Source organism: Dyadobacter sp. CY261 (assembly GCF_021440085.1).
In the GTDB taxonomy this organism is placed as follows: Bacteria; Bacteroidota; Bacteroidia; order Cytophagales; family Spirosomataceae; genus Dyadobacter.
Window position 1 is genome coordinate 180,333 of the sequence record NZ_JAKCPW010000005.1, and the last position, 25,806, is coordinate 206,138.

General features: G+C 47.6%; 20 protein-coding genes. 10 read left to right on the forward strand and 10 right to left on the reverse strand.

Annotation, left to right across the window (positions count from 1 at the left end; translation table 11 throughout):
• Positions 1-76 precede the first annotated feature (76 nt).
• From LZD49_RS15815 to LZD49_RS15850, 8 genes are all read left to right on the forward strand, one after another.
• The gene (locus LZD49_RS15815; RefSeq protein WP_234668548.1) at positions 77-2,977 is read left to right on the forward strand and encodes a triple tyrosine motif-containing protein; all 2,901 of its coding nucleotides are present in this window, start codon (positions 77-79) and stop codon (positions 2,975-2,977) included.
• Between the two features lie 166 nt (positions 2,978-3,143).
• Positions 3,144-6,176, forward strand: coding sequence for a TonB-dependent receptor (locus LZD49_RS15820; protein ID WP_234668549.1), 3,033 nt, complete (start codon positions 3,144-3,146; stop codon positions 6,174-6,176).
• A 13-nt stretch (positions 6,177-6,189) separates the two neighbouring features.
• Entirely contained in the window at positions 6,190-7,683 is a 1,494-nt protein-coding gene (locus LZD49_RS15825; RefSeq protein ID WP_234668550.1) for a RagB/SusD family nutrient uptake outer membrane protein, read from the forward strand.
• 20 nt (positions 7,684-7,703) lie between these two features.
• Positions 7,704-8,546, forward strand: coding sequence for a LamG domain-containing protein (locus tag LZD49_RS15830; RefSeq protein WP_234668551.1), 843 nt, complete (start codon positions 7,704-7,706; stop codon positions 8,544-8,546).
• Entirely contained in the window at positions 8,546-10,216 is a 1,671-nt protein-coding gene (locus LZD49_RS15835) for a glucoamylase family protein (protein ID WP_234668552.1), read from the forward strand. The genes LZD49_RS15830 and LZD49_RS15835 overlap by 1 nt, the downstream gene beginning before the upstream one ends.
• A gap of 36 nt (positions 10,217-10,252) precedes the next feature.
• Entirely contained in the window at positions 10,253-11,632 is a 1,380-nt protein-coding gene (locus LZD49_RS15840) for a glucoamylase family protein (protein ID WP_234668553.1), read from the forward strand.
• Positions 11,633-11,764: 132 nt separating this feature from the next.
• On the forward strand, positions 11,765-12,745 hold the full coding sequence (locus LZD49_RS15845; protein WP_234668554.1) for a kelch repeat-containing protein: 981 nt from the start codon (positions 11,765-11,767) through the stop codon (positions 12,743-12,745).
• A 27-nt stretch (positions 12,746-12,772) separates the two neighbouring features.
• Positions 12,773-14,419 (forward strand): M1 family metallopeptidase, encoded by a 1,647-nt coding sequence (locus LZD49_RS15850; RefSeq protein ID WP_234668555.1) that lies wholly within the window; start codon positions 12,773-12,775, stop codon positions 14,417-14,419.
• Here LZD49_RS15850 and LZD49_RS15855 read toward each other — a convergent pair.
• From LZD49_RS15855 to LZD49_RS15870, 4 genes are all read right to left on the reverse strand, one after another.
• Positions 14,414-15,079 carry a thiamine diphosphokinase gene (locus tag LZD49_RS15855; protein WP_234668556.1) on the reverse strand — a complete coding sequence of 222 codons (666 nt, stop codon included), beginning with the start codon at positions 15,077-15,079 and terminating at the stop codon, positions 14,414-14,416. The two genes, LZD49_RS15850 and LZD49_RS15855, sit on opposite strands and share 6 nt — an antisense overlap.
• A 3-nt stretch (positions 15,080-15,082) precedes the next feature.
• Complete coding sequence (locus tag LZD49_RS15860) at positions 15,083-15,634, reverse strand: hypothetical protein (RefSeq protein WP_234668557.1); 552 nt, start codon at positions 15,632-15,634, stop codon at positions 15,083-15,085.
• Positions 15,635-15,742: 108 nt separating this feature from the next.
• Positions 15,743-16,576 carry a nucleoside triphosphate pyrophosphohydrolase gene (mazG, locus tag LZD49_RS15865; RefSeq protein WP_234668558.1) on the reverse strand — a complete coding sequence of 278 codons (834 nt, stop codon included), beginning with the start codon at positions 16,574-16,576 and terminating at the stop codon, positions 15,743-15,745.
• A 24-nt stretch (positions 16,577-16,600) separates the two neighbouring features.
• A complete protein-coding gene (locus LZD49_RS15870; protein WP_234668559.1) occupies positions 16,601-17,083 on the reverse strand; it encodes a PaaI family thioesterase in 483 nt (160 codons plus the stop codon).
• A gap of 167 nt (positions 17,084-17,250) precedes the next feature.
• Here LZD49_RS15870 and LZD49_RS15875 point away from each other — a divergent pair, with 167 nt between their 5' ends.
• Both LZD49_RS15875 and LZD49_RS15880 read left to right on the forward strand, forming a co-directional pair.
• Positions 17,251-18,045: a phosphosulfolactate synthase gene (locus LZD49_RS15875; RefSeq protein WP_234668560.1), complete on the forward strand. Its 795-nt coding sequence runs from the start codon at positions 17,251-17,253 to the stop codon at positions 18,043-18,045.
• A gap of 41 nt (positions 18,046-18,086) precedes the next feature.
• A complete protein-coding gene (locus LZD49_RS15880) occupies positions 18,087-18,743 on the forward strand; it encodes a DedA family protein (protein ID WP_234668561.1) in 657 nt (218 codons plus the stop codon).
• 146 nt (positions 18,744-18,889) lie between these two features.
• On the opposite strand, the gene guaB is transcribed toward LZD49_RS15880, so the two are convergent.
• From guaB to mutY, 6 genes are all read right to left on the reverse strand, one after another.
• On the reverse strand, positions 18,890-20,362 hold the full coding sequence (guaB, locus tag LZD49_RS15885) for an IMP dehydrogenase (protein WP_234668562.1): 1,473 nt from the start codon (positions 20,360-20,362) through the stop codon (positions 18,890-18,892).
• A gap of 75 nt (positions 20,363-20,437) precedes the next feature.
• Entirely contained in the window at positions 20,438-21,754 is a 1,317-nt protein-coding gene (locus LZD49_RS15890) for a transporter associated domain-containing protein (RefSeq protein WP_234668563.1), read from the reverse strand.
• Between the two features lie 126 nt (positions 21,755-21,880).
• Entirely contained in the window at positions 21,881-22,375 is a 495-nt protein-coding gene (locus tag LZD49_RS15895; protein ID WP_234668564.1) for a single-stranded DNA-binding protein, read from the reverse strand.
• Positions 22,376-22,440: 65 nt separating this feature from the next.
• A complete protein-coding gene (locus tag LZD49_RS15900) occupies positions 22,441-23,646 on the reverse strand; it encodes a Gfo/Idh/MocA family protein (RefSeq protein ID WP_234668565.1) in 1,206 nt (401 codons plus the stop codon).
• Between the two features lie 43 nt (positions 23,647-23,689).
• Entirely contained in the window at positions 23,690-24,547 is an 858-nt protein-coding gene (locus LZD49_RS15905; RefSeq protein WP_234668566.1) for a phytanoyl-CoA dioxygenase family protein, read from the reverse strand.
• A 106-nt stretch (positions 24,548-24,653) separates the two neighbouring features.
• Complete coding sequence (gene mutY, locus LZD49_RS15910; protein WP_234668567.1) at positions 24,654-25,757, reverse strand: A/G-specific adenine glycosylase; 1,104 nt, start codon at positions 25,755-25,757, stop codon at positions 24,654-24,656.
• Between the last annotated feature and the right edge of the window lie 49 nt (positions 25,758-25,806).

Here is a 25,806-nt window from a genome sequence, read left to right on the forward strand (position 1 = left end):
ACTATTGAGTTATACACACTAATACCGGTTTAAACCCTTCTGAAAGAACTAAAACGACATTAACGGCTATTTAAAAATGATATTGAATACGGCAGAAAAAGGACTTAATGCAAGTCATTTCCCAAGCCGGGCCTTCAAATATAAGGCGGGTTGTTGTACTGCCATACTCTTTTTGGTCACAATCTTCCTCCCCTCTTTTGCCCAGGAAACCCCGCCGCTGATCAACTATCCTGCCACTTTATACAAAGCTCACAACCAAAACTGGGACATTTGCCAAAGTACCGATGACGTAATCTATTCCGCCAATTCCGACGGCTTGCTGGAACATGACGGCGCATCATGGAAGCTATACCCGCTACCCGACGGCCAAATTGTCCGAACGGTGCTTTACGACGAACAACCGCTCCAGCCGGTGGGAGGCAAAGTCCTTAATCGTCCGGCGCAAACCGAGAAGCGCATTTATGTCGGCGGATTTTCGGAGTTCGGTTATTGGAAAAAGGAATCGGACGGACAATTGAAATATTACTCACTGAGCAAAAAGGTCAAGTTCCCAAGCCTGAAAACGGAAGAAATCTGGCATATTCTCAAAACACCCCAATACGTTTACTTTCAATCCTTTTCGATCATTTATCGGTACGACGGCAAAAATCTGGTCGAGATTAAGGGCCCGGGCAATTTCATGTTCATGCGATACGTCCGGAACCGTGTGCTGGTCCAATTGATCGGGCGCGGACTTTATGAACTTCAAGGTCAGCGGCTTCAACCTTTGCCGGGAACTGAAGGTCTCGCACCTACCACTGTATCGTCAATATTGCCCTATGACGACAGGAAAATATTGATCACCACTACCAAACACGGCATTTATCTATGGAATAATGGGTTGTTATCACCTTGGGACATCGCTATTTCCGGCGAGCTGAAACGGAATATTATCAACAGGGCGCTTGTCATGAGCCGCGATAGCAGCCTTATTTTCGGAACCATTCAGAATGGGGTTTATGTGGTTTCCAGAAATGGGGTGCTGCGGTACCGGTTCAATAAGGAGACTGGTTTACAAAACAATACAGTGCTTGCCTTGCAGGAGGATTCGCAGCAACAGCTTTGGATAGGGCTCGATCAGGGGATCGACATGGTAAAAATGTCTTCGCCAATCATCGCTTACCAAACCAGCGACAATCCGCTTGGCTCTACTTACGCCGCCGCCATCTGGCGTGGCAATCTTTATGTAGGGTCAAATAAGGGTGTATTCGTCAAAAAATGGCTGTCGCCGGAGCCATTTCAGCCAGTGTGGGGACTTGAAGGACAAACCTGGGCACTTAAAGTCCTCGATGACCAACTGCTATGCGGCCATAATGATGCCACCTATCGCATCGATGAAAGCGGTGTAACCAAAATATCGAATATTAACGGCGGCTGGGTTTTCCTTCCGGTCAAAAACGGAAACGAGACCTTCCTTTTACAAGGCGCGTATGTGGGTTTGCATGTTTATAAAAAGGACTCAAAAGGCATCTGGAAGTATGCCTACCCGGTCAGAGGCTCGGTGCCGATACCAGTCAAACAAATTGTACGCGACAACTCAGGCACTTTCTGGCTCGGGCATGCTTATAAGGGTTTATTCCAGACCCAGCTAACATCGGTACTGGATTCGGCGCTCATCTGGAAAGAATTCAAGGCCCCGCAAGATTTACCCAGCGAATTTTCGGTCGAAGTGGTGCAATGGCTCAATGGGCAGGTTCGGGTCCGTGCCGGTAATGTGTTTTACCAACCCAACCAACTCGGGAAACTAGTGCCGAGCGGCGATTTTACAAAGGAAGAGGAAAATTATAAGGTTAGAACAGGCCTGCATGGCGACTGGTTTAAGGTATTCATGAATCGCGTAGCATATTACCCACCGGGCAAAGAAACGCGAAACCTTGCGTTGACGCTTGTTCGCAACAGTGAAACCATCGTCCCACTATCCGAGGATTACTATTTCTTCTGCCTCGATAACGGTTATGCATTATACGACCGCAAATCGCCGAATGACTACAACGAGGCAGCAGGACCTCCTATGATCAGGAAAGTTGCCAATCTGCGTAACCTCAACGAAACATTTGACATTTCCGGCAGCCCCTCCCTGCCGGCGGAGATACGCTCCTTACGTATAGCATTTGCGTTACCTGTTTATGGTCAGAACGTACAGTACAAATACAGGCTGAAAGGATTGAATGACCAATGGTCGGAATGGTCGGATCAGAACTTTGTTGAATTTACTAACCTGGAATCGAAGGATTATATTTTCGAAATCCGCAGCAGCCTGAACGACGCTATCACAACTTACCATTTCGGCGTAAAACCCTATTGGCACGAAACCGTGTTCGCCAAAATCCTTTTTGCGGTAATAATTGCCCTGGCGCTAGCTGCATTACTTTTGTACCAGGAAAAACGGCTCGCTCGTCACCGACGCAAGCTGATCGAAGAGCAGGAAGAAAAACTACGGCAGCAGCGCCTTTCGAGCGAGCGGCGCATCATGCAAATCCAGAACGAGAAATTACAAAGTGATATTCAGAGCAAGAGCCAGCAGTTGAGCAATGTCGCCATCAATGTTGTCCGCAAGAACGAAATTTTAGAGGAAATCCGTGATGAGCTCAAACAGGTGAAAGCCGAGATGGGGCAGCAGCTGCCTAACATTCATTATCAAAAATTACTGCACAGTATCGAACGCAATGTCGCCGGTAAAGACGACTGGGTTTTGTTCGAGCAAAACTTTGACGATGTGCATGAACAGTTTTTCAAACGCCTTCGACAAGTATATCCTTCCATTTCTCCGTCCGAACTGCGCCTCGCGGCCTGCCTCAGGATGAATCTTTCCACCAAGGAAATGGCTCCCGTATTGGGGATTTCCGTACGCGGTGTGGAAATCAAGCGCTACCGTCTACGCAAAAAGCTTGGATTGGACATCGACGCTAATCTGACCCAGTTTATGATGGACATCTGATGCATTTGCACTAATCCACCACAAACCTCTTATTATATTAGAAAACCTTGCATTATTCTCATTGATGTAGTGGTGATGTAGTGTTTTTCTTGATTCCTCTCCGCCTTCGCGCTTAATTTTGAATTCAATAAATTCTTATAATAATTCAATCACCAATTAGAAACTGATGAAAACTACTGTACGATTACTGTACATGCTCGTTTTCCTGGCGGTAGGGAGCTTTTCTTACGCACAGGAAATAAATGTGACAGGAAAGGTCACTTCGAGTGCCGACAATTCGGCGCTTCCGGGCGCCAGCGTGCTCATCAAAGGCACTACAACTGGTGTCCCTACCGACGCCGAAGGTAACTATGCTATAAAGGTTCCGTCTCCTCAATCTGTACTCGTCTTCTCGATGATCGGGATGACGCCACAGGAAATAACCGTAGGCACTCAAATCCTCCTGAATGTGGGATTAGCGGAAGACGCGAAAGCGCTAAACGAGGTGCTGGTTGTGGGTTACGGTTCACAGAAAAAACTCGACGTTACCGGTGCCATTACTCAGATCAAAGGCGCCGATATTGCCAAGCAGCCTTCCATGAATGCCGTTAGCGGTTTGCAGGGAAAGGTTGCGGGCGTGCAGATCAACAATTCAGGTAAGCCAGGAGAAGCGCCACAAATCCGTATCCGCGGTGTCGGAACGGCCTATGGTAGCGCCAACCCGCTCTATGTTGTCGATGGTGTGTGGTTTGACGACATCAGCTTCCTCAACTCAGGCGATATCGAAAGCATGAACATCCTCAAAGATGCATCCAGTCAGTCAATTTATGGCGTGCGTGCAGCAAACGGGGTGGTTTTGATTACTACCAAAAAAGGAAAATCAGGACAGGCTGTTATCGACTACAATGGCTTCGTAGGTTACCAGAAAGTAACCAACCAGATCAAAATGGCGAATGCAAACGAATATGCTACGATGATTAACGAGCTGAGCCGGATCAATGGAAAATCTGATATTCTCGATCCAGCTCAATTTGGGGAAGGCACCGATTGGTACCACCAGATACTGCGCAATGCATTCGTGACCAATCACCAGATTTCGATCAGTGGTGGTGGCGAAAAATCGACTTTCAACTTTTCCTTAGGTTATTTGGATCAGAATGGTGTTGTTGAAAAGAACAATTTCAAACGTTATACAGCGCGTTTGCAAAATGATTTCCAGGTACTGAAAAATCTAAAAGTCGGTTACTCGGCCACTGGCTCTTTTAGTAAATCACAAGATGAGGCGGGAGGTATTTTCCGCCAGTTGTATGCAGCAGGTCCGGTTGTTCCAGTTTACTATGCCGACGGTACATACGGCGATCCTACCGATTACAACCTGGGTGACGGTAACAACTTCAACCCGCAGGCTACCATTGATTTTTACAACCAGAATACCAAAAAGACACTGCTTACAGGTAATGCATACGCGGAACTGCAAGTCCTGAAAGGCCTTACATTCAGGACAAGCCTCGGTGGACGGTATGGACAAGACGAAACCCGTAGTTACGTTCCGCAGTATATTGCCACATTTAAGCAACGCAACACGACCAGTTTTCTTGAATTCGTGCGCCCGCAAACACGGTATTGGATCTTTGAAAATACATTGACCTATACCAAAGATTTCGGCCAGCACAGTTTCACAGCGCTTCTAGGACAATCCGCCCAGCGCGACCAATCTTACAAAGTGACCGCTAATGCGCTGAACGTACCATTCACCAGTGAAGGCGATCTCTACCTTGCATTAGGTAGCGCCGACGGCCGCAATGTAAAAGACGAAGGCGATCTGGGTACTTATGCCTCCTATTTCGGTCGTGTGAATTACTCTTTCGGCGAGCGATACCTGCTGAATGCGTCGCTCCGTGCGGATGGTTCTTCCAAATTTTTTGAAGGCGGCAATGCCTGGGGCTACTTCCCATCCGTGGGTGCAGGCTGGGTGATCAGCAATGAGAACTTCATGAAGGCCCAAACGATTTTTGACAACCTTAAAATCCGTGGTAGCTGGGGTAAGATCGGTAATGCTTCCGTTCCTTCTAACCTATCGACACTGACAGTGGCAACGGGCGGTGGACTGGCAGCTATTTTCGGCGGACAGTTAAATACAGGCGCAAGCATTAACACCATTATCCCTCCTACCACTTACTGGGAACGCGGTGTCGGTACCGATGTGGGTATAGAGGCTTCATTCCTGAAATCGAGACTGACCGTGGAACTGGACTATTATATCAAGAAAACTGAACGAGCGATCTTCGACATTCCTGTGCTGACTTCCGTGGGCACAGAGTCGGGCAGAATCGTCGGTAACCAGGCCGATTTCGAGAACCAGGGTTTTGAATTTGCCTTGAACTGGCGCGACGAAATCGGCGAAGACCTCTCTTATAGCATTGGTTTCAATGGTGCCATGAACAACAACAAAGTACTCGCAGTATCGTCCGGTGCCAACCCGATCTACGACGGTGGTGTGGGACTTACCAGCGGTGCACTCGCTACCCGCACCCGCGTTGGCGATCCGATCGGTTCATTTTATGGCTATGTAGTGGATGGCATTTTTCAAAATCAGGATGAAATTGCAAAATCCGCCCAGCCTGGTGCAAAGCCCGGTGATTTCAGATACCGCGACATTAGCGGAACCAACGGCGTGCCCGATGGTACTATTTCCGGTCTTGACCGCCAGGTGATTGGAAACCCTAACCCCAAATTTACCTATGGTATCAACACCAGCTGGAACTACCGCAACATCGACCTCATGCTCGATTTCCAGGGCGTAGCGAAAGTGGATATTTATAATGCCAACCTCGGCTGGCGTTATGGTAACGAAAACTTCACCAAGGACTTCTACGACAACAGATGGCACGGTGAAGGCACTTCGAATACCTATCCTTCTGCAAACATAGGCGGCGGCCAAAACTACCTCCCTAATACATTCTTTGTACAAAGCGGCAGCTATTTCCGTGTGAGAAATGCGCAGATCGGCTACACGTTCCCGCAGGCATTCAACGAAAAGCTGAAAATCCGCAAGCTGCGTTTGTATGCCAATGCGCAGAACCCGCTGAACTTCTTTAAATACAAAGGCCTGTCGCCCGAGGTACGTGCCAACGAAAATAAACCGACACAGGCCGGTATCGATGCCAACGTGTACCCGCTTTCAGCGACTTACAACTTCGGAATTAATGTCACTTTCTAAGATCACAAGCGAAATGAAAAATATAGATTTCAAAAACAATTTGAAGCAAAAAGGGCTATATCTCGGGCTTGCAGCGCTCCTGATCCTGCCTTCCTCTTGCAGCGACAGCTTCTTGGACGTAGACCCGCAGGGCAAACAGGCCGGAGCGGTGTTCTGGGAAAGCGAAGCCGATGCCACCAAGGCAGTGAATGCAATGTATGCCAATCTCAGAAGCTGGAACAATACGGCATTTGCGCCAATTGCATTGGAAAGCGTAGGCTCGGATGACGCCGAAAAAGGTAGCACCCCCTCGGATGCCACTTTCTTTAATCAGTATGATGATTTCTCGGTAGGATCTACCGAAGGCCAGCTCGGCGGATTTTGGCAGGGGCAATACCAGAATATCAACTATGCCAACCAGGTGATTAACAACATTCCGGCCATCGCCATGGATGACAACTTGAAAGCGAGATACCTCGCGGAAGCCAAATTTGTTCGTGCTTACTCCCATTTCAGGTTGGTAAGAGCATTTGGCGATGTGCCACTCCGGGTGAACATACCGAAAGATGCGACGGAATACAACATTCCGCGTACACCGAAAGCAGAGGTTTACGCAGCCATTGAAAAAGATCTGACCGAAGCCGCTGCGGTATTGCCACTAAACTACGGTGCGACCGATCTCGGCCGTGTAACAAAAGGCGCAGCATTATCGCTACACGCCAAAGTATCGATGTACCAGGCCAAATGGCAGCAGGTTTTCGATCTCACTACGCAGGTGATCAGCTCCGGACAATACTCCCTTTTTAGCAACTATGAAGCAATGTTCCGCGTTGCGAACGAGAATTCGACTGAATCGATATTCGAAATCCAGAATGAGCTGATACCTTCCAATAAGGATGCTTCTAACTCGCAGTACTCACAAGTACAGGGCGTGAGAGGGGTAGTTGGGGGCGGCTGGGGATTCAATACTCCTACCGAAACATTGTCCAAGTCGTTCGAGACAGGCGATCCACGCCGGGATGCTACGATTATTTTCCGTGGTGAAACGACGCCCTCCGGAGATGCCATTGCTGCTACCGGCGACAACCCGATGTACAACCAGAAATCGTACGTGCCGTTTAAGCTCTATACGACCGGCTTCAATGAAGGCTCACAACAGAATATCCGAGTGATAAGGTATGCCGAGGTGTTGCTCATGAACGCGGAAGCAGCGAATGAAATCGGTAACACTACCCAAGCACTCGCATCACTCGAATTGGTACGTGCACGCGCGAGAGGGGCTAGCAAGACGATTCTGCCGAAAGTGACGACTACCGATAAAGCAGCATTGCGCCTCGCCATTTGGAATGAGCGCCATTATGAACTGGCAATGGAATTCGATCGCTATTTCGACGTGATCCGTCAGGGTCGCGCCGCTGAAATTTTTGGCCCGAAAGGTTGGAAGGCAAATAAAAACGAAGTTTGGCCTGTTCCACAGAACGAAATCGACATCAGTGCGGGCGTATTGACCCAAAACCCAGGTTATTAATCCAAAACCACGATCTATCGATGAAAACTTTAAAGAATAATCTGACCGTGGCATTGTGTGCATTGACGGTTCTGGGGGTTACTTCCTGCTATGAGAAATTCGATCCGGAAAGTTACGCGCCGAGCGTGACAATCGGGGGTTTCACCAGTTCCGATGAAATTGCGAAAGCTAATCTGGTGGCGCATTTCCCATTTGACGGGAATTACAGCGATGTCATCTCCAATACAGCCGGTACCAACACAGGCACCACCTTCGCCAACGGTTTGAAAGGGCAGGCCATGAAAGGTGCCAAGGATGGTTACGTCCTGTTCGATCCGACAGCGGCTATTCTGGGATTGAAGAGTTTTACTATGACCTATTGGGTTAATAGCCCGTCGACGAAGGTGCAAGGCGGTATCATCGGTCTGGTAGGATTATCCCAAAAGGACGGGTTCTGGGGAAATGTCGAAACTTTCTTTGAAAACGGCGGCACGGAAACCGACGGTATTTTCAAAGCGCACATCCAGAATGGCAAGAAAGATACCTGGGTTACCAAGGAAGGTATTGTGAACGTTTACAATTCATGGACGCATATTGCATTAACATACGATGCCGCTTCATCCACCTTCTCTATTTATGTGAATGGCTCCAAAACGACAACTACGACGGTAGCCAGCTTTGGGGATCTGGCATGGAGTAATCCTGGTAAAATGGTGTTCGGTACTGTGCAATTCCAGACCAAACCCAGCCTTACCAGCGGTGCTACAGCCCAGGATTGGGCCAGTTACCTGACCGGCCTGCTCGATGAAGTGCGGATTTACAACGTTGCTTTGAAAGATGCCGAGGTAGATGCACTGGTTAAACTGGAATCGAGAGGGAAATAATGCCTTTTAAAAAACTTGTCCTTCTTTGTTCAATTATCTGGCTCGGGGTTTCCTGTAAATCTGAAAAGGAAGCCCCCGGGCCATCCACTCCTGGGATACCGACCACTTTCGGATTCAACAGTCTCAAAGTGAATGATGTCTATTCCGGTTACATATACACGGATGTAAACCTGAAACCCAAAATCAGGTTTACATTTTCCGCCCCATTGAGCAATGCGACGCTAGCGAGCGGAGTGACTTTCAAATCTGCGACAGGCGAATCGGTCGCATTTTCCTCTGTTTTGGAAAATGGTGACAGTTCGGTAATCATCACGCCTTCAGCCAACCTCTCCCACCTGGCCAGCTATTCCGTTGTTGCTACCAAAGCATTAAAGTCAAAAGCAGGCGGAATGCTCCTAAATGAAGTAAAGGTTGATTTGATAACTGCATTGGATTCGACCGACAAATTTCCGGTAATCAGCGACGAAGCATTGCTTACATTGGTACAGCAGCAAACCTTCAAATATTTCTGGGATTTTGCACATCCGGTAAGCGGTCTGGCCCGCGAGCGGAACACCTCGGGAGATATTGTTACGTCCGGCGGAAGCGGCTTTGGGATTATGACCATTCCGATAGCTATTGAACGGAAGTTTGTCACCCGGGCGCAAGGTTTGGAAAGAATGCAGAAGATCGTCGGTTTCCTGAAAAAAGCGCAGACATTTCACGGCGCGTTCCCCCATTGGCTGAACGGCGCAACTGGGGTAGCAGTGCCATTCAGTACCAAAGACAATGGCGCTGATCTCGTCGAAACCTCGTTTCTCGTTCAGGGATTGCTCACCGTGCGTCAGTATTTCAATCAGGGTAATGCTGCCGAAACTGCTTTGCGGACGGACATTAAGGCAATCTGGGAAGCTGTGGAGTGGGATTGGTTTAGGAAAAACAACGAAAATGTGCTGTACTGGCATTGGAGTCCTGATTATGGCTGGGATATGAACCACCAGATCATTGGTTGGAATGAATGCCTCATCACGTATGTACTGGCTGCCTCGTCGCCTACCCACAGCATTAGCAAGAACGTTTACGACAATGGATGGGCGGGAAACAGCACATTTACGAATGGACAAGCTTATTACGGAATCACATTGCCACTCGGCGAGCCGCTTGGAGGACCGCTGTTTTTCACGCATTATTCTTTTTTAGGATTAAACCCAACCGGTCTGACCGACCGTTTTGCCAACTATTTTACTCAAAACAAAGCCCATACTCTCATTAACTACAACTATTGCAAAGCCAATCCGCAGGAATATTACGGATACAGCGATCAGTGCTGGGGGCTGACTGCGAGTGACATCCCCAACGGATACAATGCCAACTCTCCCAGCAACGACCGGGGCGTCATCGCGCCTACCGCCGCATTATCCGCATTCCCTTACACGCCCGCTGAGTCTATGAAAGCGTTGAAGTTCTTTTATTACAAACTCGGCGACAAGATTTGGGGAGAATATGGTTTCCACGACGCGTTCTCGCTTGACCAACTTTGGTTTGCAGACTCCTACCTGGCTATCGACCAGGGGCCGATTGTAGTGATGATCGAAAATTACCGCTCTGGCCTGCCCTGGAAGCTTTTTATGAGCAGTCCGGAGGTTAAAACCGGTTTAAAAAAACTCGGGTTCAATAGTCCCGCGCTTTGATATAAACTTATCCCGCTATTAAAACATTACGCGACCATGAAGCTATACGTTAAGCTATTACTATGCCTGGCCCTACTTGTCTGTTCGCAAGTAGATGTGGCGGCACAAAAGAAAAAAACTGCCCCCGCCAAGCCTGCTACTTTTAACCCTGCTGATCGTCCGAAAAACCTGTCGGATACCGCCTTACTGGAACTGGTTCAAAAACAGACTTTCCGGTATTTCTGGGATTTCGGGCATCCGGTGAGCGGCATGGCGCGCGAGCGGAGCAATATTGCTTATGATTATGGAGATGAAGTGGTAACCATCGGCGGAACCGGCTTCGGGGTAATGGCGATGGTTGTCGCTGCCGAGCGCAAATGGCAACCCCGCGATTCAGTAGCCGCGAGGTTGTTGAAAATGGTCAAGTTCCTCTCCAAAGCAGATCATTACCATGGTATTTTCCCACACTGGCTCAATGGCGCTACTGGTAAAATCATTCCATTTGGCCGGAAAGACGATGGCGGTGATTTGGTAGAATCCTCATTCCTTTTCCAGGGACTATTGGCTGTAAGACAATATTTCGACCGAGATACCCAACTGGAAAGAGAGCTCCGCAACCGCATTACCTGGATTTGGAACGAGGCCGAATGGGACTGGTATACCCGTGGCAATCCAAATCAGCTCTACTGGCATTGGAGCCCCAACAATGGCTGGGCCATGAATTTCGAGTTACGTGGTTACAATGAGACGTTGATCACTTACATCATGAGTGCCGCCGCGCCACGCTACCCGGTTACCCGGCAGGTTTACGACAAATGCTGGGCGCAAAGCGACCATTTTCGCAACGGCAAAGAATATTTTGGTGTAAAGCTGCCTTTGGGATTTGAATATGGCGGACCATTGTTCTTCGCGCATTACTCATTCCTGGGCCTCGATCCCCGGAACCTGAAAGATCAATATGCCGATTATTGGGAACAAAATGTGAACCATTCACTGATCAACTATAAGCATTGCGTTGCAAATCCGGGCAAGTTTAAAGGTTATGGTGAAAACAGTTGGGGATTGACCGCGAGCGATACTTACAATGGCTACAATGCACATTCACCAACCAACGATTTCGGCACCATTACGCCAACGGCAGCATTGTCGTCATTCCCGTACACACCTGAGCAGTCGATGAAGGCATTGCGCCATTTTTATGATGATCTCGGCGATAAAATATGGTCGGAATATGGGTTCACGGATGCATTTAACGAATCGCAAAACTGGTATGCTAAATCCCACCTCGCTATCGACCAGGGACCGATCATTGTAATGATCGAAAACTACCGGACCGGATTGCTTTGGAAGCTGTTCATGAAAGATCCGGATGTTCAGAATGGGTTAAAAAAACTCGGATTTGAGAGCCCTTCATTAGGTATATCCAGCAGAAATTAACTGCTTTTTAGCTAAAATTCACTGAAAGACCGGTCGCAAGCCGGTCTTTCTATTTTATAGAATATAATTGTACCTTGATACCGTTTTTGGCGAACAAATCATGCATATCCAGCCATTCAAAACGCAATCGACATGAAACCACCCTACCAAAAAATCGTCCTGTTTCTCGCTCTGCACGCATTCGCATTCCAGGTTTCTGCACAGATATGGAAGGTTTCTGAGCCCGAAAACCTTCCCGAAAAAAGGCATGAGAACGCAATGGCTACGGCTAACGGGAAATTGTATTTGCTCGGGGGCCGCGGCATTAAACCGGTCGATGAATATGACTTTAAAAAAGATTCATGGAAAAACCTCGCCCCTCCGCCCATCGAAATGAGCCATTTTCAGGCAGTAAGTTATAAAAATGAAATTTATGTGCTAGGCGCGTTTACGGGTGGTTACCCGCACGAGATACCCATTCCCGACATCTATATTTTTAATCCAATCAAAAACGAATGGCGCAAAGGGGCGTCCATCCCTGAAAATCGCAAACGCGGTGCGGCAGGTGCCTTTGTGTTGAATGACAAGATCTACCTGGTATGCGGCATCCAGGACGGCCACTGGGATGGGCAGGTAACCTGGTTTGATGAATTCGACCCCGCAACCGGTGCCTGGAAAACACTGGCCGACGCTCCCCGCCCCCGCGATCATGTGCAAGTGGCGGTTTTAAACAACAAACTTTACGTCGCTGGTGGGCGACTTTCCACTGCCCGCATTAACCAGGTCCTGAACACGGTTATTAAAGAGGTGGATGTGTACGATTTCAAAACCGGTCAATGGACTACGCTGGACGCATCCAACAACCTCCCTACTTTGCGGGCAGGCAATACAACGGTTGTTTATAACGACAAAATTCTTTTCATCGGCGGGGAAAGCGACGCGCATGTAGAAGCTCATAATGAGGTGGAAGCTTTCAATCCACAAACTCAGAAATGGGAAAAGCTACCTTCGTTGCATCAGGGCCGTCATGGTACGCAAGCTGTGTCACTCAATAAGAAGATCTACATTGCAGCAGGTTCTGCCAACCGCGGAGGAGGACCGGAATTGAACGACATGGAAATACTCGATAAATAATACACTTCATTGTTAATCAGACATCAAATGCTCAAAAAAGTCGCTGTTATCTGTTTACTGTTTTTGTCAATCGGTTCTTTCGCCCAGAAAAAGGATTTCACTCACGCCGACACCCTGCGGGGATCGATTACACCTGAGCGAGAATGGTGGGACCTAAGCTATTATCACCTTAGTGTGCGGCCAAATGAAAAAGACAGTACACTAACCGGCAGCACAGTCATTACATATAGGGTTCTTAAACCTTCTCAAACCATACAGGTTGACTTGCAAGAGCCGTTGCAAGTTACCAAAGTGATCCAGGATGGCGAGTCACTGACGTTCCGGCGTGATGGCAATGCCTTTTTTATTACTTTAAAGAAAAAGCAGGATACTGGCAACACGGAAAATATCGAAGTGTTCTATGCCGGAAAACCCAGACTTGCTAAACGTCCGCCATGGGATGGAGGCATACAATGGGTACCCGATGGAAAGGGCAATACCATCATATCGACCTCCTGCCAAGGGCTGGGGTCCAGCGTATGGTGGCCCTGCAAAGACCATATGTACGACGAGCCCGACAGTATGCTTATCAGCGTCACCGTTCCCAAGAATATGATGGATGTTTCGAATGGGAATTTACGATCGGTGATCGAGAACGGCGACAACTCGCATACCTATAACTGGGTTGTCAAAAACCCGATCAATAATTACGGTGTGAATATGAATGTTGCCAAATATGAGAGCTGGAAAGAGACATTCAAAGGAGAAAAGGGAGATTTGCAACTCAGCTATTATGTGTTATCTCAAAATCTTGAAAAGGCCAAGGAACAATTTACGCAGGTCCCTAAGATGCTCAAAGCATTCGAACACTGGTTTGGGCCTTACCCATTTTACGAAGATGGCTATAAACTTGTAGAAGTCCCTTACCTGGGAATGGAACACCAAAGCTCGGTAACCTATGGCAACGAGTACAAAATGGGCTACCGGGGTCGTGATCTCTCTAAGACTGGCTGGGGGCTGAAATGGGACTTCATTATTATCCATGAAAGTGGGCATGAATGGTTTGCCAACAATATCACTTACAAGGACGTGGCCGATATGTGGGTGCACGAAAGTTTTACAAACTATTCCGAAAATCTTTACACGGAGTATTATTTTGGAAAAAAAGCAGGTGAGGACTATGTTATCGGCACCCGTGAGCTCATTGCAAACGACATTCCCATTGTAGGCATCTATGGCGTCAACCAGGAAGGCTCAAAGGATATGTATTACAAAGGTGGGAACATGCTCCACACTATCCGGCAGATTGTCCATGACGATGAAAAGTGGCGCCAGATCCTTCGCGGCTTAAATAAAAGCTTCTATCATCAAACTGTTGACGGGTCACAAATCGAAAATTATATTAGTGAGCATGCAAGCAGGGATCTTTCGAAGGTTTTTGATCAATATCTGCGGGATGTGCGTATTCCGGTTCTGGAATATGCGTTTGGAAGCAAGGGCTTGCAGTATCGTTGGATTAACACCGTAGAAGGCTTCGATATGCCAGTTAAAGTGAAGCTGGCAAGTAGTGGGAAGGAGGAATTTCTCTATCCTACCAATGAATGGAAAACATTGAAAGTAAAGGGCGATAAGTCATTGACTATCGATCGTAACTTTTATGTTGAGGCCAAGGAGACCAACCAGGCATCCTTATAAATCCCAGCACTCCATAATTAGCAGATCGCCCCTCTGTGCAGAAACCCTGACCATGCCATCAGCTTCGGCCTCGTTACTACTGCCGGTCCTGTAACCCATTGTCAGGGTTTCGTTGTTTAGATTGTATTTTAAACCACGGGTTTCGATACCATCCACGGTGCCTACCGGAATTAGCGAAATAGGCGTTCCTGCTGTATACCACTTTTCAAATGTGCCGGTAAGCGGGAAAATCTTCGAATAATCGTCCAGCAGCACAAGCTTGATTTTGTCCTTATAGCGCACCAGGTCCGTAATGTTGGTAATCGCATGATCTGCACGACGGCCCGTAGCCCACACAATATTCGCCCCAGGAAAGCCCCTTTCGATCAAAAATTCAATGGCCTTATTTAAATCAGTTTTTTCCTGGTCCGGCGTATTAATGATTTCCAGCGGATACTGACGTTCACGAATCATCTCCACATCATGGGGCATGTCGAAATCGCCCAGCCAGGCATCTATTTTAATCCCCAGGTCTAACACCCGGTAAATAGCTTGATCCAGCACTACAATAAATGGACTCCATTCCAGCAACTGGCCCAATAACTCCGGAGAGCAGGCTTCCCCATTAGCAATAATTAAAGCAGGCTCCTGCTTCTCCCGGACGATATGGTGTGACGACATTAATTACAATTTATTCTTAACGAGGGTAACGAGCTCCATGAGGACGTCATGGAATCCGATGAGCTGGTTTTCAAGTCGTTCCAAACGGAGTTCAATCTGCTCGAAACGCTGATCGATACGATTGAATCGTTCGTCGTGTTCGGCAAGCTTTATTTCAATACGTTCAACCCTTGCCTCCAAGCTTTCCATCCTACCCTCCAAGCTTTCCATCCTGCCCTCCAAGCTTTCCATTCTGCCCTCCAAGCTTTCCATTCTGCCCTCCAAGCTTTCCATTCTCCCCTCTAAGCCTTCCATCCTTTCCTCTAAGCCTTCCATCCTTTCCTCTAAGCCTTCCATTTTTCCCTCTAAGTCTTCCATCCTACCTTTCAGGCCATCGACCGTCACTTCAAGTACACCGAAACGGCGGTCGATTTTTCCAAACCCTTCCCGCATTTCAGCGAAACCGCGATCCACGTGGCTTGTCAACGATGCTAATCCTTCTGCTACCATTTCAATCTGCTTTCCGTGCTCAGTGGTAATGTTTTCCAAGTGTGCTACTCGTTCTTCTAAATACATAGTTGATCTCGTTATAATGTGAAACAATGAACGCGGCACCATACAGGATATGGCACCCGCCTGTTTAGACGTCCATTTTCAAAAAAGTAACGAGAAACGTGAGCTTAATTAAACCCCGAGCGCCTTAGCCCGGTTCCAATAAAAATCCATCTCTTCCAGTGTCATATCCGACAGCGACTTGCCATCGGCCTTGGAAGCTTCTTCGAGATATTGAAAGCGATTAATGAACTTTTTGTTCGTTCTTTCCAATGCCGTTTCCGGATTGATATGTACAAATCTAGAGTAATTTACCAATGAAAACAGCAGATCTCCAAACTCTCCTTCCGCCTCTTTTTGATTAATCACATCAGCAGACTCGATATCGAAGTTCTCCTTAAATTCATGCAATTCCTCTTCGACTTTAGCCCATACCTGCTGTTTTTCATCCCAATCGAAACCTACGCCTCTTGCCTTTTCCTGAATGCGCATGGCCTTCACTAAAGCTGGCAATGAGGTTGGCACGCCCGACAAAACGGACTTATTTCCTTCTTTCAGTTTCAACTTCTCCCAATTCTGCTTCACAGCCTCTTCGGTGTCGGCCACGAAATCACCGTAAATATGCGGATGACGTGCTACCAGCTTATTGCAAATGCCATTCAAGACATCTTTTATATCAAAATTGAATGACTTACCCTCCTCCTTTTCCGACCCAATTTTGGCATAAAAAACAATGTGAAGCAGAACGTCACCAAGCTCTTTCTGGATCTCCGGCAGGTCATTATTCAATATGGCATCGGATAGTTCGTAAGTTTCTTCGATCGTGAGGTGGCGAAGGCTGTCCATAGTCTGCTTTCTGTCCCAGGGACATTGCTCCCGAAGCTCATCCATGATCGTCAACAATCGGTCGAAGGCCATGAGTTGTTGCTGGCGGCCTTCGGGCAGCTCACTGAATTGTTTTTCCATGTCACAAAGATACAGTGAAACCTGTTATTGGCCCGGCACCAGAGGCAATTTAAAGGTGGTTTGCATGAGGTTACTGGTGCATTTAGCTATGATACGCCCCTGTGTGTTAACGAGCCTCCCTTCCACGTGAATGATATTTTTCCCAGCCCGAATCACTGTCGATTTGGCCACGAGCACATCACCGACAATAGCCGGATTCAGGAAATCGCAGTTAAGATTGACCGACGTAAAACCGAACTCCCTGCCTAATGCGTACACCATCGTCCCGACGATATCATCGAGAATAGTAGCGGCGATGCCTCCGTGCAACGTGCCCATTGGGTTACACATGTCTTCGCGCACAAGATATTCGACCACCATTTCGCCTTCCCCAATCGAAATAAGGCTACCATTCAGCCACTTCGCAACGGGCGAGAAATGCTGATCCATGGGCTTACCGATGAATTGCCGAAGGAAGGAGAGGCGCTTATTTTCCGTCTGATGATCTGAGAGTGAGTGTGTGCTCATGGATTTGCCAATGTTTTGATTCTAGTTAAGGTGGTTTTTCTAAAAATAGTAATTATCATAGAAAAATTGATGCCTTCATGTCAATGCTATGGATTTTATTGTTACGTATCGAAGGTTATTACTACCTTTGCCGGAGTTTTTTGCCAGAAATAAATGCTTACTCATATATGAATTTTACGTTATCGCAGGTTCCCGAGCGTTCCCTGAAACCCAGAACAAAAGGACTTACCATGGTGATGGACAAAGGGCTGAGTGTCAGGGAAACGGAAGATATGCTATCCATAGCATCGCCTTATATTGATATCGTAAAACTGGGTTGGGCCACTTCTTTCGTAAGCCCTAATTTGGACGAGAAGCTGGCCGTTTATAAAAATGCCAATATTCCTGTGTATTTCGGGGGGACGCTGTTCGAGGCGTTTGTTGTCAGGAACCAGTTCGAGGATTACCGGAAATTGCTCGACAAATATCAATTGTCTCACGCAGAAGTATCCGACGGTTCGATTGAAATGCCGCAGGATGTTAAATGCGAGTATATCTACAAGCTTTCCAAACAGGTTACCGTTCTCTCCGAAGTAGGATCCAAGGATGAAAACAAGATCATTCCTCCTTACAAATGGATCCAACTCATCAAATCTGAATTGCAGGCGGGTGCCTGGAAAGTGATCGGTGAGGCACGCGAATCAGGAAATGTGGGGTTGTTCCGTGCGAGTGGCGAAGTCCGCCAAGGCCTTGTGGAGGAAATCCTTACGGAAATCTCTTTTGAAGATATGATCTGGGAAGCTCCTCAAAAGTCGCAGCAGGTATGGTTTGTGAAGTTGTTGGGTGCCAACGTCAACCTCGGGAACATCGCCCCCAGCGAATTGATCCCACTCGAAACGATCCGCCTCGGCCTTCGTGGCGATACATTCAACCACTTCCTGAATACCAAGACCAGGCAGAAGTGGAAAATCGATTCCAAATAGTTCAGGACCAATAAAACAGATTGTCAACTTAACGAATAGCTATGGAATTTTTAACCCAGTTCATTGATTTCTTCCTCCATCTGGACAAACATTTGTTCAACATCGTAGAACAATACGGAACACTCACTTACGTCATCCTGTTTTTGATTGTCTTTACCGAAACCGGCCTTGTGATCATGCCATTGTTACCAGGCGACTCTCTTCTTTTTGCCGCCGGTGCCATTGCAGCAAACGAAACTACCGGCCTGAACGTCTGGCTGATTATCATCATCCTCATTATCGCCGCATTACTTGGAGATAATGTCAACTATTTCATGGGAAGAACCTTCGGTGGCCAAATCAAGAAGCGGGAAAAGATATTATTTTTGAAACGAGAATATCTTGAAAAAACCGAAGCATTCTATGAAAAACATGGCGGCAGCACCGTAATCATGGCCCGTTTCATTCCGATCGTCCGTACCGTGGCGCCTTTCGTAGCTGGTGCCGGAAGCATGAATTACTCGAAATATATTGTTTTCTGCGTCGTAGGAGCATTGCTTTGGGTACCTACACTTACATTGCTCGGCTATTTCTTTGGGAATATGGACATCGTGAAAAAGAACTTTGAACTGGTGATCTTTGGTATCATTGGCATCTCAATCCTTCCGATGATTTTCTCCTATCTAAAAAGCCGCTTCGCAAAACCAAGTGCAGCGTAGATTTTTGACCGCTGACACCGGATCGGTAAAGCATGGAATACATTTAAACTAAAACAGAAAAGCGTCGCAGGAAAACCCTACGACGCTTTTCTGTTTTATAAACCATCAATCGGCGGCCCCAAGCCCCCACCGACCATCTAACCTCATTAAGACCTCGAATAGTTCGGAGCCTCTTTCTGGATCATGATATCGTGCGGGTGGCTTTCTTTTACACCTGCCGAGGTAATCTTCACAAATTGTGCATTCTGCAATGATTCAATATCAGCGGCACCGCAATAGCCCATACCGGCTTTCAAACCTCCTACCATTTGGTAAACGATTTCGGACACTTTGCCTTTGAACGGCACCCGGCCAACGATACCTTCCGGAACAAGTTTCTTTACATCGTCTTCGGCATCCTGGAAGTAACGGTCCTTCGAACCATCTTCCATCGCTTCAACAGAACCCATTCCACGGTACGCCTTAAATTTCCGTCCTTCATAAATTACGATCTCACCCGGCGCTTCGTCACTACCTGCCAGCATGGAACCGATCATGATGGTACTTGCACCACCAGCCAATGCCTTGGTCATGTCACCTGAGAAGCGGATACCACCGTCGGCGATTACCGGAACGCCTGTACCTTTCAGACCTTCGGCTGCCCACATTACTGCGGTAAGCTGTGGAACGCCAATACCGGCGATGATACGCGTCGTACAGATACTTCCCGGGCCAACCCCCACTTTCACCGCATCGGCACCAGCTTCCGCCAATGCTTTTGCAGCTTCGCCGGTGGCAACGTTACCAGCGATCACTTCCAGTTTCGGGAATTGTTCTTTAATGGATCTCAATGCATCGATTACACCTCTGGAATGGCCGTGCGCTGTATCAAGACTTACGACATCCACACCAGCTTTCACCAACGCCTCAACGCGTTTCAGCAAATCGGGTGTAACACCTATGGCTGCACCTACACGCAGGCGACCGTACTCGTCTTTGCATGCATTCGGGTGCGATTTCCGCTTCAGAATATCTTTGTAGGTAATCAGACCGGTCAGACGGTATTCTGAATCTACGATCGGAAGCTTCTCGATTTTGTACTCCTGAAGAATTTTCTCCGCATCGTCCAGCGACAAGCCTTCGGAAGCAGTAATTAATTTACCCTTCGTCATGATCTCCGTTACCGGCTTGCTCATTTCGCGTTCGAAACGAAGGTCGCGGTTGGTAAGAATACCGATCAGTTTGCGGTCTTTGTCGATTACGGGAATACCTCCGATCTTGAATTCGCGCATGATCTGGTGTGCATCGCCGAGGGTCGCATTGTCGAGCAGCGTGATCGGGTCCAGGATCATGCCACTTTCAGAACGCTTTACCTTTCTCACCTGCTCAGCTTGCGCTTCCAGGGACATATTTTTATGGATTATTCCGATACCACCTTCCTGAGCCATTGCGATGGCCAGTTCAAATTCCGTCACCGTGTCCATAGCAGCTGAAACAATAGGAATGTTCAACTCGATGTTCCGGGTAAGCTTGGTTTTTGTTGTTGTGTTACGAGGCAGGACTTCTGAATAACCAGGGATTAACAGAACGTCGTCGTAGGTGAGTGCCTCGAAGAGGACTTTGGATGGGTCTGTGTTCATAGCAAATAAACTATTGTTATTTGCCGGGCAAAATTAAGAATAACTTCTGAATAAATAAAATGGAATTGTATTTTTTTACGATACCAGCACCCTTACCTTTTTTATACGCTTCTTATCGGCAGACTGAACTTTGAACGTTACCTCGCGATGCATGGCGATTTCTCCGGTCCTCGGCAACCTTGAAAATAGTTCGAGCAGCAGGCCCGCAAGCGACTCACTATTCCCTCTAACTTCATCAAAATAGTCAGTTTCGATATTCAAAATACGGCAAAGATCGTTGATCAACACTTTGCCTTCGAAGACGTAGGTATGCTCGTCAACCTGTGTATAATTGATCTCTTCGTCTTCATCGTACTCATCATTGATATCCCCGAAAATTTCCTCGATAATGTCTTCCAAAGTGATCAGACCGCTCGTTCCTCCATATTCGTCGACCACAATTGCCATATGCACTCTCCGGTTCTGGAAATCCTTCATAAGGTCGTCAAGGCGCTTGCTTTCCGGGATAAAATAGACGGGTCTCAGCAGTTTTTGCCAGTTGAAATGCTCGTCGAGATGAATGTGCGGCAGCAGATCCTTCACGTTCAGAATGCCTTCTACATGGTCCAAATCGTCACGATAAACCGGCACCCGCGAGTAACCCGATTTGTTAATACGGTCCATCAGCTCATGAAAATCCAGCTCGATATCGAAGGCTGTCACCTGTACCCTGGCCTGCATGGCCTTGCGGGCGTTCGTTTGCCGGAAGTTAGCTAGGCCGCGTAAAAGATCACTTTCCTCTTCACTCTCAGCCTTTGCTTCCAGCATTTCGGTCGTAATTTCGGCTCCTTCAGGTGTCAATACGCCAAATGAATAGCCGAGTTTCATAACCGGCTGAGTCAATGGCTTACTTACCTTGATCAAAAACTGGGTGAGTCCGCTGATTTTGGGGATCAGCTCTTGTGCCTTTCGCGCACTGTTGTAACGCACCATCGCGTCGAGCCAGATCCAGCTAACGAGAAACACCAAAACCGCCCAACGTACCATGTCTACATTACCAGCCTGCATTTGCAGCCAGGCGAGACGGGCGGCCAGCAGCAACGCAAACAGCGTCATGCCACGCTGTACCAGCGAAAGCGCCAGTTGTTGAATCCGAGTCGGTAGTTGATTTTCACCTTCCGCTTTCCGCTCCCATGGGTTTTCCATTGCACCAGATGCCGCATATGCCGCCCGGATTCCCGACAGAGAAAGGGATATTATTAATAGAAAAATAACGAGAATAAAGTCGTAGGGAGCTAAGAAATCAATGGGTGTCATAACCCCTGCCAGAGTGGTGTGCGTACTTTTCTGGGGAAAATTCATCCCCGTACGCTTTCGGGCAAGCGGATCATCACTGTCTTCTGTTTCTTTCACGAAATGTCAGAGAATGTTCAAACTAGGTGTTTTGTTAGATAAATGTAGCGAATCCCGCTCAAAAACCGCATTAATTTTGCAATAAATACATCTAAGCGGGATCCATCACAACACCTGCTGGACTCATCAGAATGGCAAATCGTCATCATCGCCGCTACCTGCCGCCATCGAAGGTGGTATCGGATCCGACGGCCGTGGCGCATTATTACTGCGCGGCGTATTGCCCGATTGCTGGTAACCACCCTGATTTCCTCCCTGATTATAATCGCCCCCGGAATTGGAGCCCGCAGGCCCGCCAAGCAGCGTCATACTGTTTGCACGAATGGTTACGCCAGTCCGTTGCTGCCCCTCCTTGTCGGTCCAGGTATCTGTACGGATACGACCTTCGATATACACCTGGTTTCCTTTTTTAAGATACTTCTCAGCCACCTTTGCCAATCCTTCCCAAAGTTCGATGCGGTGCCATTCGGTATTGTCAACACGCTCGCCGTTTTTGTTGGTATAAGTTTCAGTAGTGGCAATATTAAACTTCGCAACGGCCGACCCGCTCTCGAGGTATCGCACCTCAGGGTCGCTGCCCAGGTTTCCTATTAAAATAACTTTGTTGACGCTTCCTGCCATGATCTTATGTGGTCTTTATGTTTGTTGCAGTTTTAAATATAGGCATATTAAATTAAATGTGCCTCCTAAATGTCCTGTTCGGTGATTTTGCCGGTAACCTTGTCTTTCAGGATAAGCTTGTTCCGGCCGTCGTGCGTTACTTCCTGCTTGATTAGGTAGTGCGTTTCATTGTACGAAACATAATTTGAAGGTTTTTCGACTCCTTCCCGGCCCCGCCAAATGGGCAACTCTACCTTTTCCCAAAGCTTTGTTTTTGCAGATTTGTAAGCCGCATCGATTACGGCATTTACAATATAGCCATCGTAAAATGTTTCCGCAGGCTCATTACCTTTTTCCGCCGAATTGAACATATCCGTAAACATGTGGTTGTAACCAAGGTCATTCACCTCATCACCAACCGGGAATAGCCATCCGGTATTGCTTTCGGCCTTTTCGGCCACATATTCCTCGCCTGCGCCGTCCGGATTCTGGCCTGTTGTGAACATTTCAAAACCCGTCCGCAAAAAGTTGTTGATCCAGATCGTTCCCTCGGTACCCATTACTTCGTCGCGCAAGTCCATCCCGCCGCGGAATGTCCAGCTAACTTCAAACTGACCAATAGCACCGTTTTCATATTTTACCAGTGCGATGGCGTGATCCTCTGCGTCGATCGGCTTTACCTGTGTATCTGCCCAGCACATTACTTCCACAGGTTTAATGTCTTTTCCAATAAAATTGCGTGATATTTCAATGCAATGGCATCCCAAATCCAGAATGCAACCGCCGCCTGCCTGCTCGATGTCCCAAAACCATTCGCTATGCGGGCCCGGATGCGCCTCGCGTGATTTGGCCCAGATAATCCGGCCCAACGAACCATTTCTTACGCTTTCTAGGGATTTCAGGAACTTGGGTGTGTAGCACAAATCTTCGAGATAACCGGCAAATATCCCCGCTTCTTCCACGGCTTTCAGCATCCGTAATGCTTCCGCAGCATTGCGGCCCAGCGGCTTAGTTGACACCACGGCCTTTTTATGTTTCGCACAAAGCATTACCGCTTCCTCATGGATGTTGTTAGGCAATGCAATGCAGACCATGTTCACATCCGGATGTGCAATCACTTCTTCCATATTCGAAGACCAGAAGTCGCAGCTATAATCGTCAGCGAATTTTTGGGCGCTTTCTTCTCGTCGCGCGTAAATGGCCACAACGCGATCACGGCTGCGCTGACCGTGAATGGATTCTGCATAAAAACGGCCAATGAAGCCCGAGCCGAGCATTGCGATTTGCTGCATAAACGAATTTTTTATTAAGGTTTAGTAGTAAAATAGTCGTTGATCAGTTTGTCTTGACTTCATTCTCCCAGCCGGTAGATTTCAGCGCCGGATCATTTTCCTTTTTGAGAAAATCTGCATTTTCAAACGACCCCGCATTCCATTCCAGCAACGCACGGTCGGGCACGATGGCGACCGGGACACGCCACGAGTTAGAGGTTTCGGCATAAGCAATGTTGGATTGCGAATTATAGCAGGATATCAGCGACCATCTCGGATGGTCAGACAAGTTGGCCTCCGAGCGGTGCATTAAATTACTGTGAAAAAACAATGCGTCCCCAGGCTCCAATTCGCTGTAAACCAAATCCATCGTTTTCAATGCATGGTTCACCATTTCCATGTCTGCCCCTACCTGTTCTCCCGCGAAGCCATGATTCACCCGTCCCATTTTGTGGGATCCTTTAATTACTTGCAAACAGCCATTTTCCTTGTTAGCAGGAGTCAATGCGATCATCACGCTCATGAGCTGGTCAGGAAAAATAAATTGATTTTTATACCAATATCCATAGTCCTGGTGCCATTCCCAGGCACCACCCACTTTGGGCTCTTTTTGCATCAATTTGGTATGAAAATGACAAACCTGACTATCGTGCTGCAATAGTTGCCACACCGAATTGACCATTCGCTCGCTGCGGATCAAGTATCCGAACACGTCATCGCCCGGCGTAAACCAAAGCGAAAGTTTCGTTTTCTTCCCCGACTGGTCATTCAAATCCATTGCATTCTTTTGCATGACCGAATTTTCAATCGCGGTATGATATAGCTTCCCCACTTCCTCCGTAGAAAACAGGCTTTTCACCACAAGATAGCCATCGCGGTTATAGTCCGCGATCTGGCTGGCATTTAAACTAAAACTTCCCATGACTGCTCTTAATTAAGTGTTTTGTACAAAATATATTACTAAAAACACAATTAGTATCTAAGCACTGCACTAGTGATCCACAGTACTTCAAGGAATGATCAAGCGGTTACAGGTAATCCTCTTCCCGCAAAAAGGTATCGATCAGGATCGGTTTCGGAAGAGCTTCGACTTCCTCATGATCATAAAAAGCCAGCCCGGGTGGTAAATCTATCCTTTCGGTTTCGGGAATTTCAAGCCACCAGAAACGTACTTGCAACCTTTGGTGCGTGAGGATGTGGGAATACAGTTTCGGGACTTCGCTGAGCCGACCCTTTGTCAGCAGATTTCGGAAAATTGAGTCAGTGATCGTCAGTTCGTCCGGAGTTGTGGCAAATAGTTTGGATTCGATCAGGTAAAAATCATAAAGGCCTGTCCAGATGTCCCGACCGCGGCGTTCTTGCATAGCAAGCCTGTCGCCTTGCCTGACGACGTAGTAATTCATAAAACGCTGTTTTACAGTCAGTTTCTTGATTTTTACAGGCAATTGCCCCTGCATTTGATGTGCGAAAGCAAAGCATCTGTCGTTGAAAATACAGACGGCGCAATTTGGAGAAGCAGGCACGCATTGCAATGCCCCGAATTCGATCATTGCCTGGTTGTAAGTGGCTGGATCTTCGCGTGAAACCGTCTGTCTTGCCAACCTCGAAAATTCCTTTTTACCCTCGCTGCTCAGCATGTCCGACTGAATGCCGAAAATCCGTGACATAACCCGGTACACGTTGCCGTCTATCGCCGGAACCACCTCATCAAATGCAAATGACGCGATAGCGGCCGCCGTGTATTGGCCAAGACCTTTCAATTTCGAAAGCTTTTCAGAGGTTTCAGGAAATTCACCTTTGTATTCATTCACAACCTGACGCGCAGTGAAATGCATATTTCTTGCCCGCGAATAATAGCCGAGCCCTTGCCAGAGCCGGAGCACATCACGCTCGTCGGCGGCTGCCAGGTCATGCACTGTTGGGTACTGATCTATAAATCGCTCATAATACGGTAATCCCTGAACAACACGCGTCTGCTGGAGAATCACTTCCGACAACCAAATTTTATACGGGTCTTTGGTTTCGCGCCAGGGTAAAGGGCGGTGGTTTTCAAGATACCAGGATTTCAGTCTTCTGTTAAAATCAATCACCTCAAAATCGTCCGGTATGAGATTATTTTCGCTTATATGCACTGTTTTTTAATGAATTATATAAAAAAGGAAGTGATCATCCTTTTAAGTT

Bases quoted from the DNA above. Each gene is read 5' to 3' on its own strand.
- guaB (WP_234668562.1), bottom strand. From the start codon at position 20,362: ATGAACACAGACCCATCCAAAGTCCTCTTCGAGGCACTCACCTACGAC.
- LZD49_RS15850 (WP_234668555.1), top strand. From the start codon at position 12,773: ATGCTCAAAAAAGTCGCTGTTATCTGTTTACTGTTTTTGTCAATCGGT.
- LZD49_RS15815 (WP_234668548.1), top strand. From the start codon at position 77: ATGATATTGAATACGGCAGAAAAAGGACTTAATGCAAGTCATTTCCCA.
- mazG (WP_234668558.1), bottom strand. From the start codon at position 16,576: ATGGAAAAACAATTCAGTGAGCTGCCCGAAGGCCGCCAGCAACAACTC.
- LZD49_RS15845 (WP_234668554.1), top strand. From the start codon at position 11,765: ATGAAACCACCCTACCAAAAAATCGTCCTGTTTCTCGCTCTGCACGCA.
- LZD49_RS15840 (WP_234668553.1), top strand. From the start codon at position 10,253: ATGAAGCTATACGTTAAGCTATTACTATGCCTGGCCCTACTTGTCTGT.
- LZD49_RS15900 (WP_234668565.1), bottom strand. From the start codon at position 23,646: ATGCAGCAAATCGCAATGCTCGGCTCGGGCTTCATTGGCCGTTTTTAT.
- LZD49_RS15860 (WP_234668557.1), bottom strand. From the start codon at position 15,634: ATGTATTTAGAAGAACGAGTAGCACACTTGGAAAACATTACCACTGAG.
- LZD49_RS15875 (WP_234668560.1), top strand. From the start codon at position 17,251: ATGAATTTTACGTTATCGCAGGTTCCCGAGCGTTCCCTGAAACCCAGA.
- LZD49_RS15830 (WP_234668551.1), top strand. From the start codon at position 7,704: ATGAAAACTTTAAAGAATAATCTGACCGTGGCATTGTGTGCATTGACG.
- LZD49_RS15835 (WP_234668552.1), top strand. From the start codon at position 8,546: ATGCCTTTTAAAAAACTTGTCCTTCTTTGTTCAATTATCTGGCTCGGG.
- LZD49_RS15855 (WP_234668556.1), bottom strand. From the start codon at position 15,079: ATGTCGTCACACCATATCGTCCGGGAGAAGCAGGAGCCTGCTTTAATT.
- LZD49_RS15880 (WP_234668561.1), top strand. From the start codon at position 18,087: ATGGAATTTTTAACCCAGTTCATTGATTTCTTCCTCCATCTGGACAAA.
- LZD49_RS15825 (WP_234668550.1), top strand. From the start codon at position 6,190: ATGAAAAATATAGATTTCAAAAACAATTTGAAGCAAAAAGGGCTATAT.
- LZD49_RS15905 (WP_234668566.1), bottom strand. From the start codon at position 24,547: ATGGGAAGTTTTAGTTTAAATGCCAGCCAGATCGCGGACTATAACCGC.
- LZD49_RS15895 (WP_234668564.1), bottom strand. From the start codon at position 22,375: ATGGCAGGAAGCGTCAACAAAGTTATTTTAATAGGAAACCTGGGCAGC.
- LZD49_RS15870 (WP_234668559.1), bottom strand. From the start codon at position 17,083: ATGAGCACACACTCACTCTCAGATCATCAGACGGAAAATAAGCGCCTC.
- LZD49_RS15820 (WP_234668549.1), top strand. From the start codon at position 3,144: ATGAAAACTACTGTACGATTACTGTACATGCTCGTTTTCCTGGCGGTA.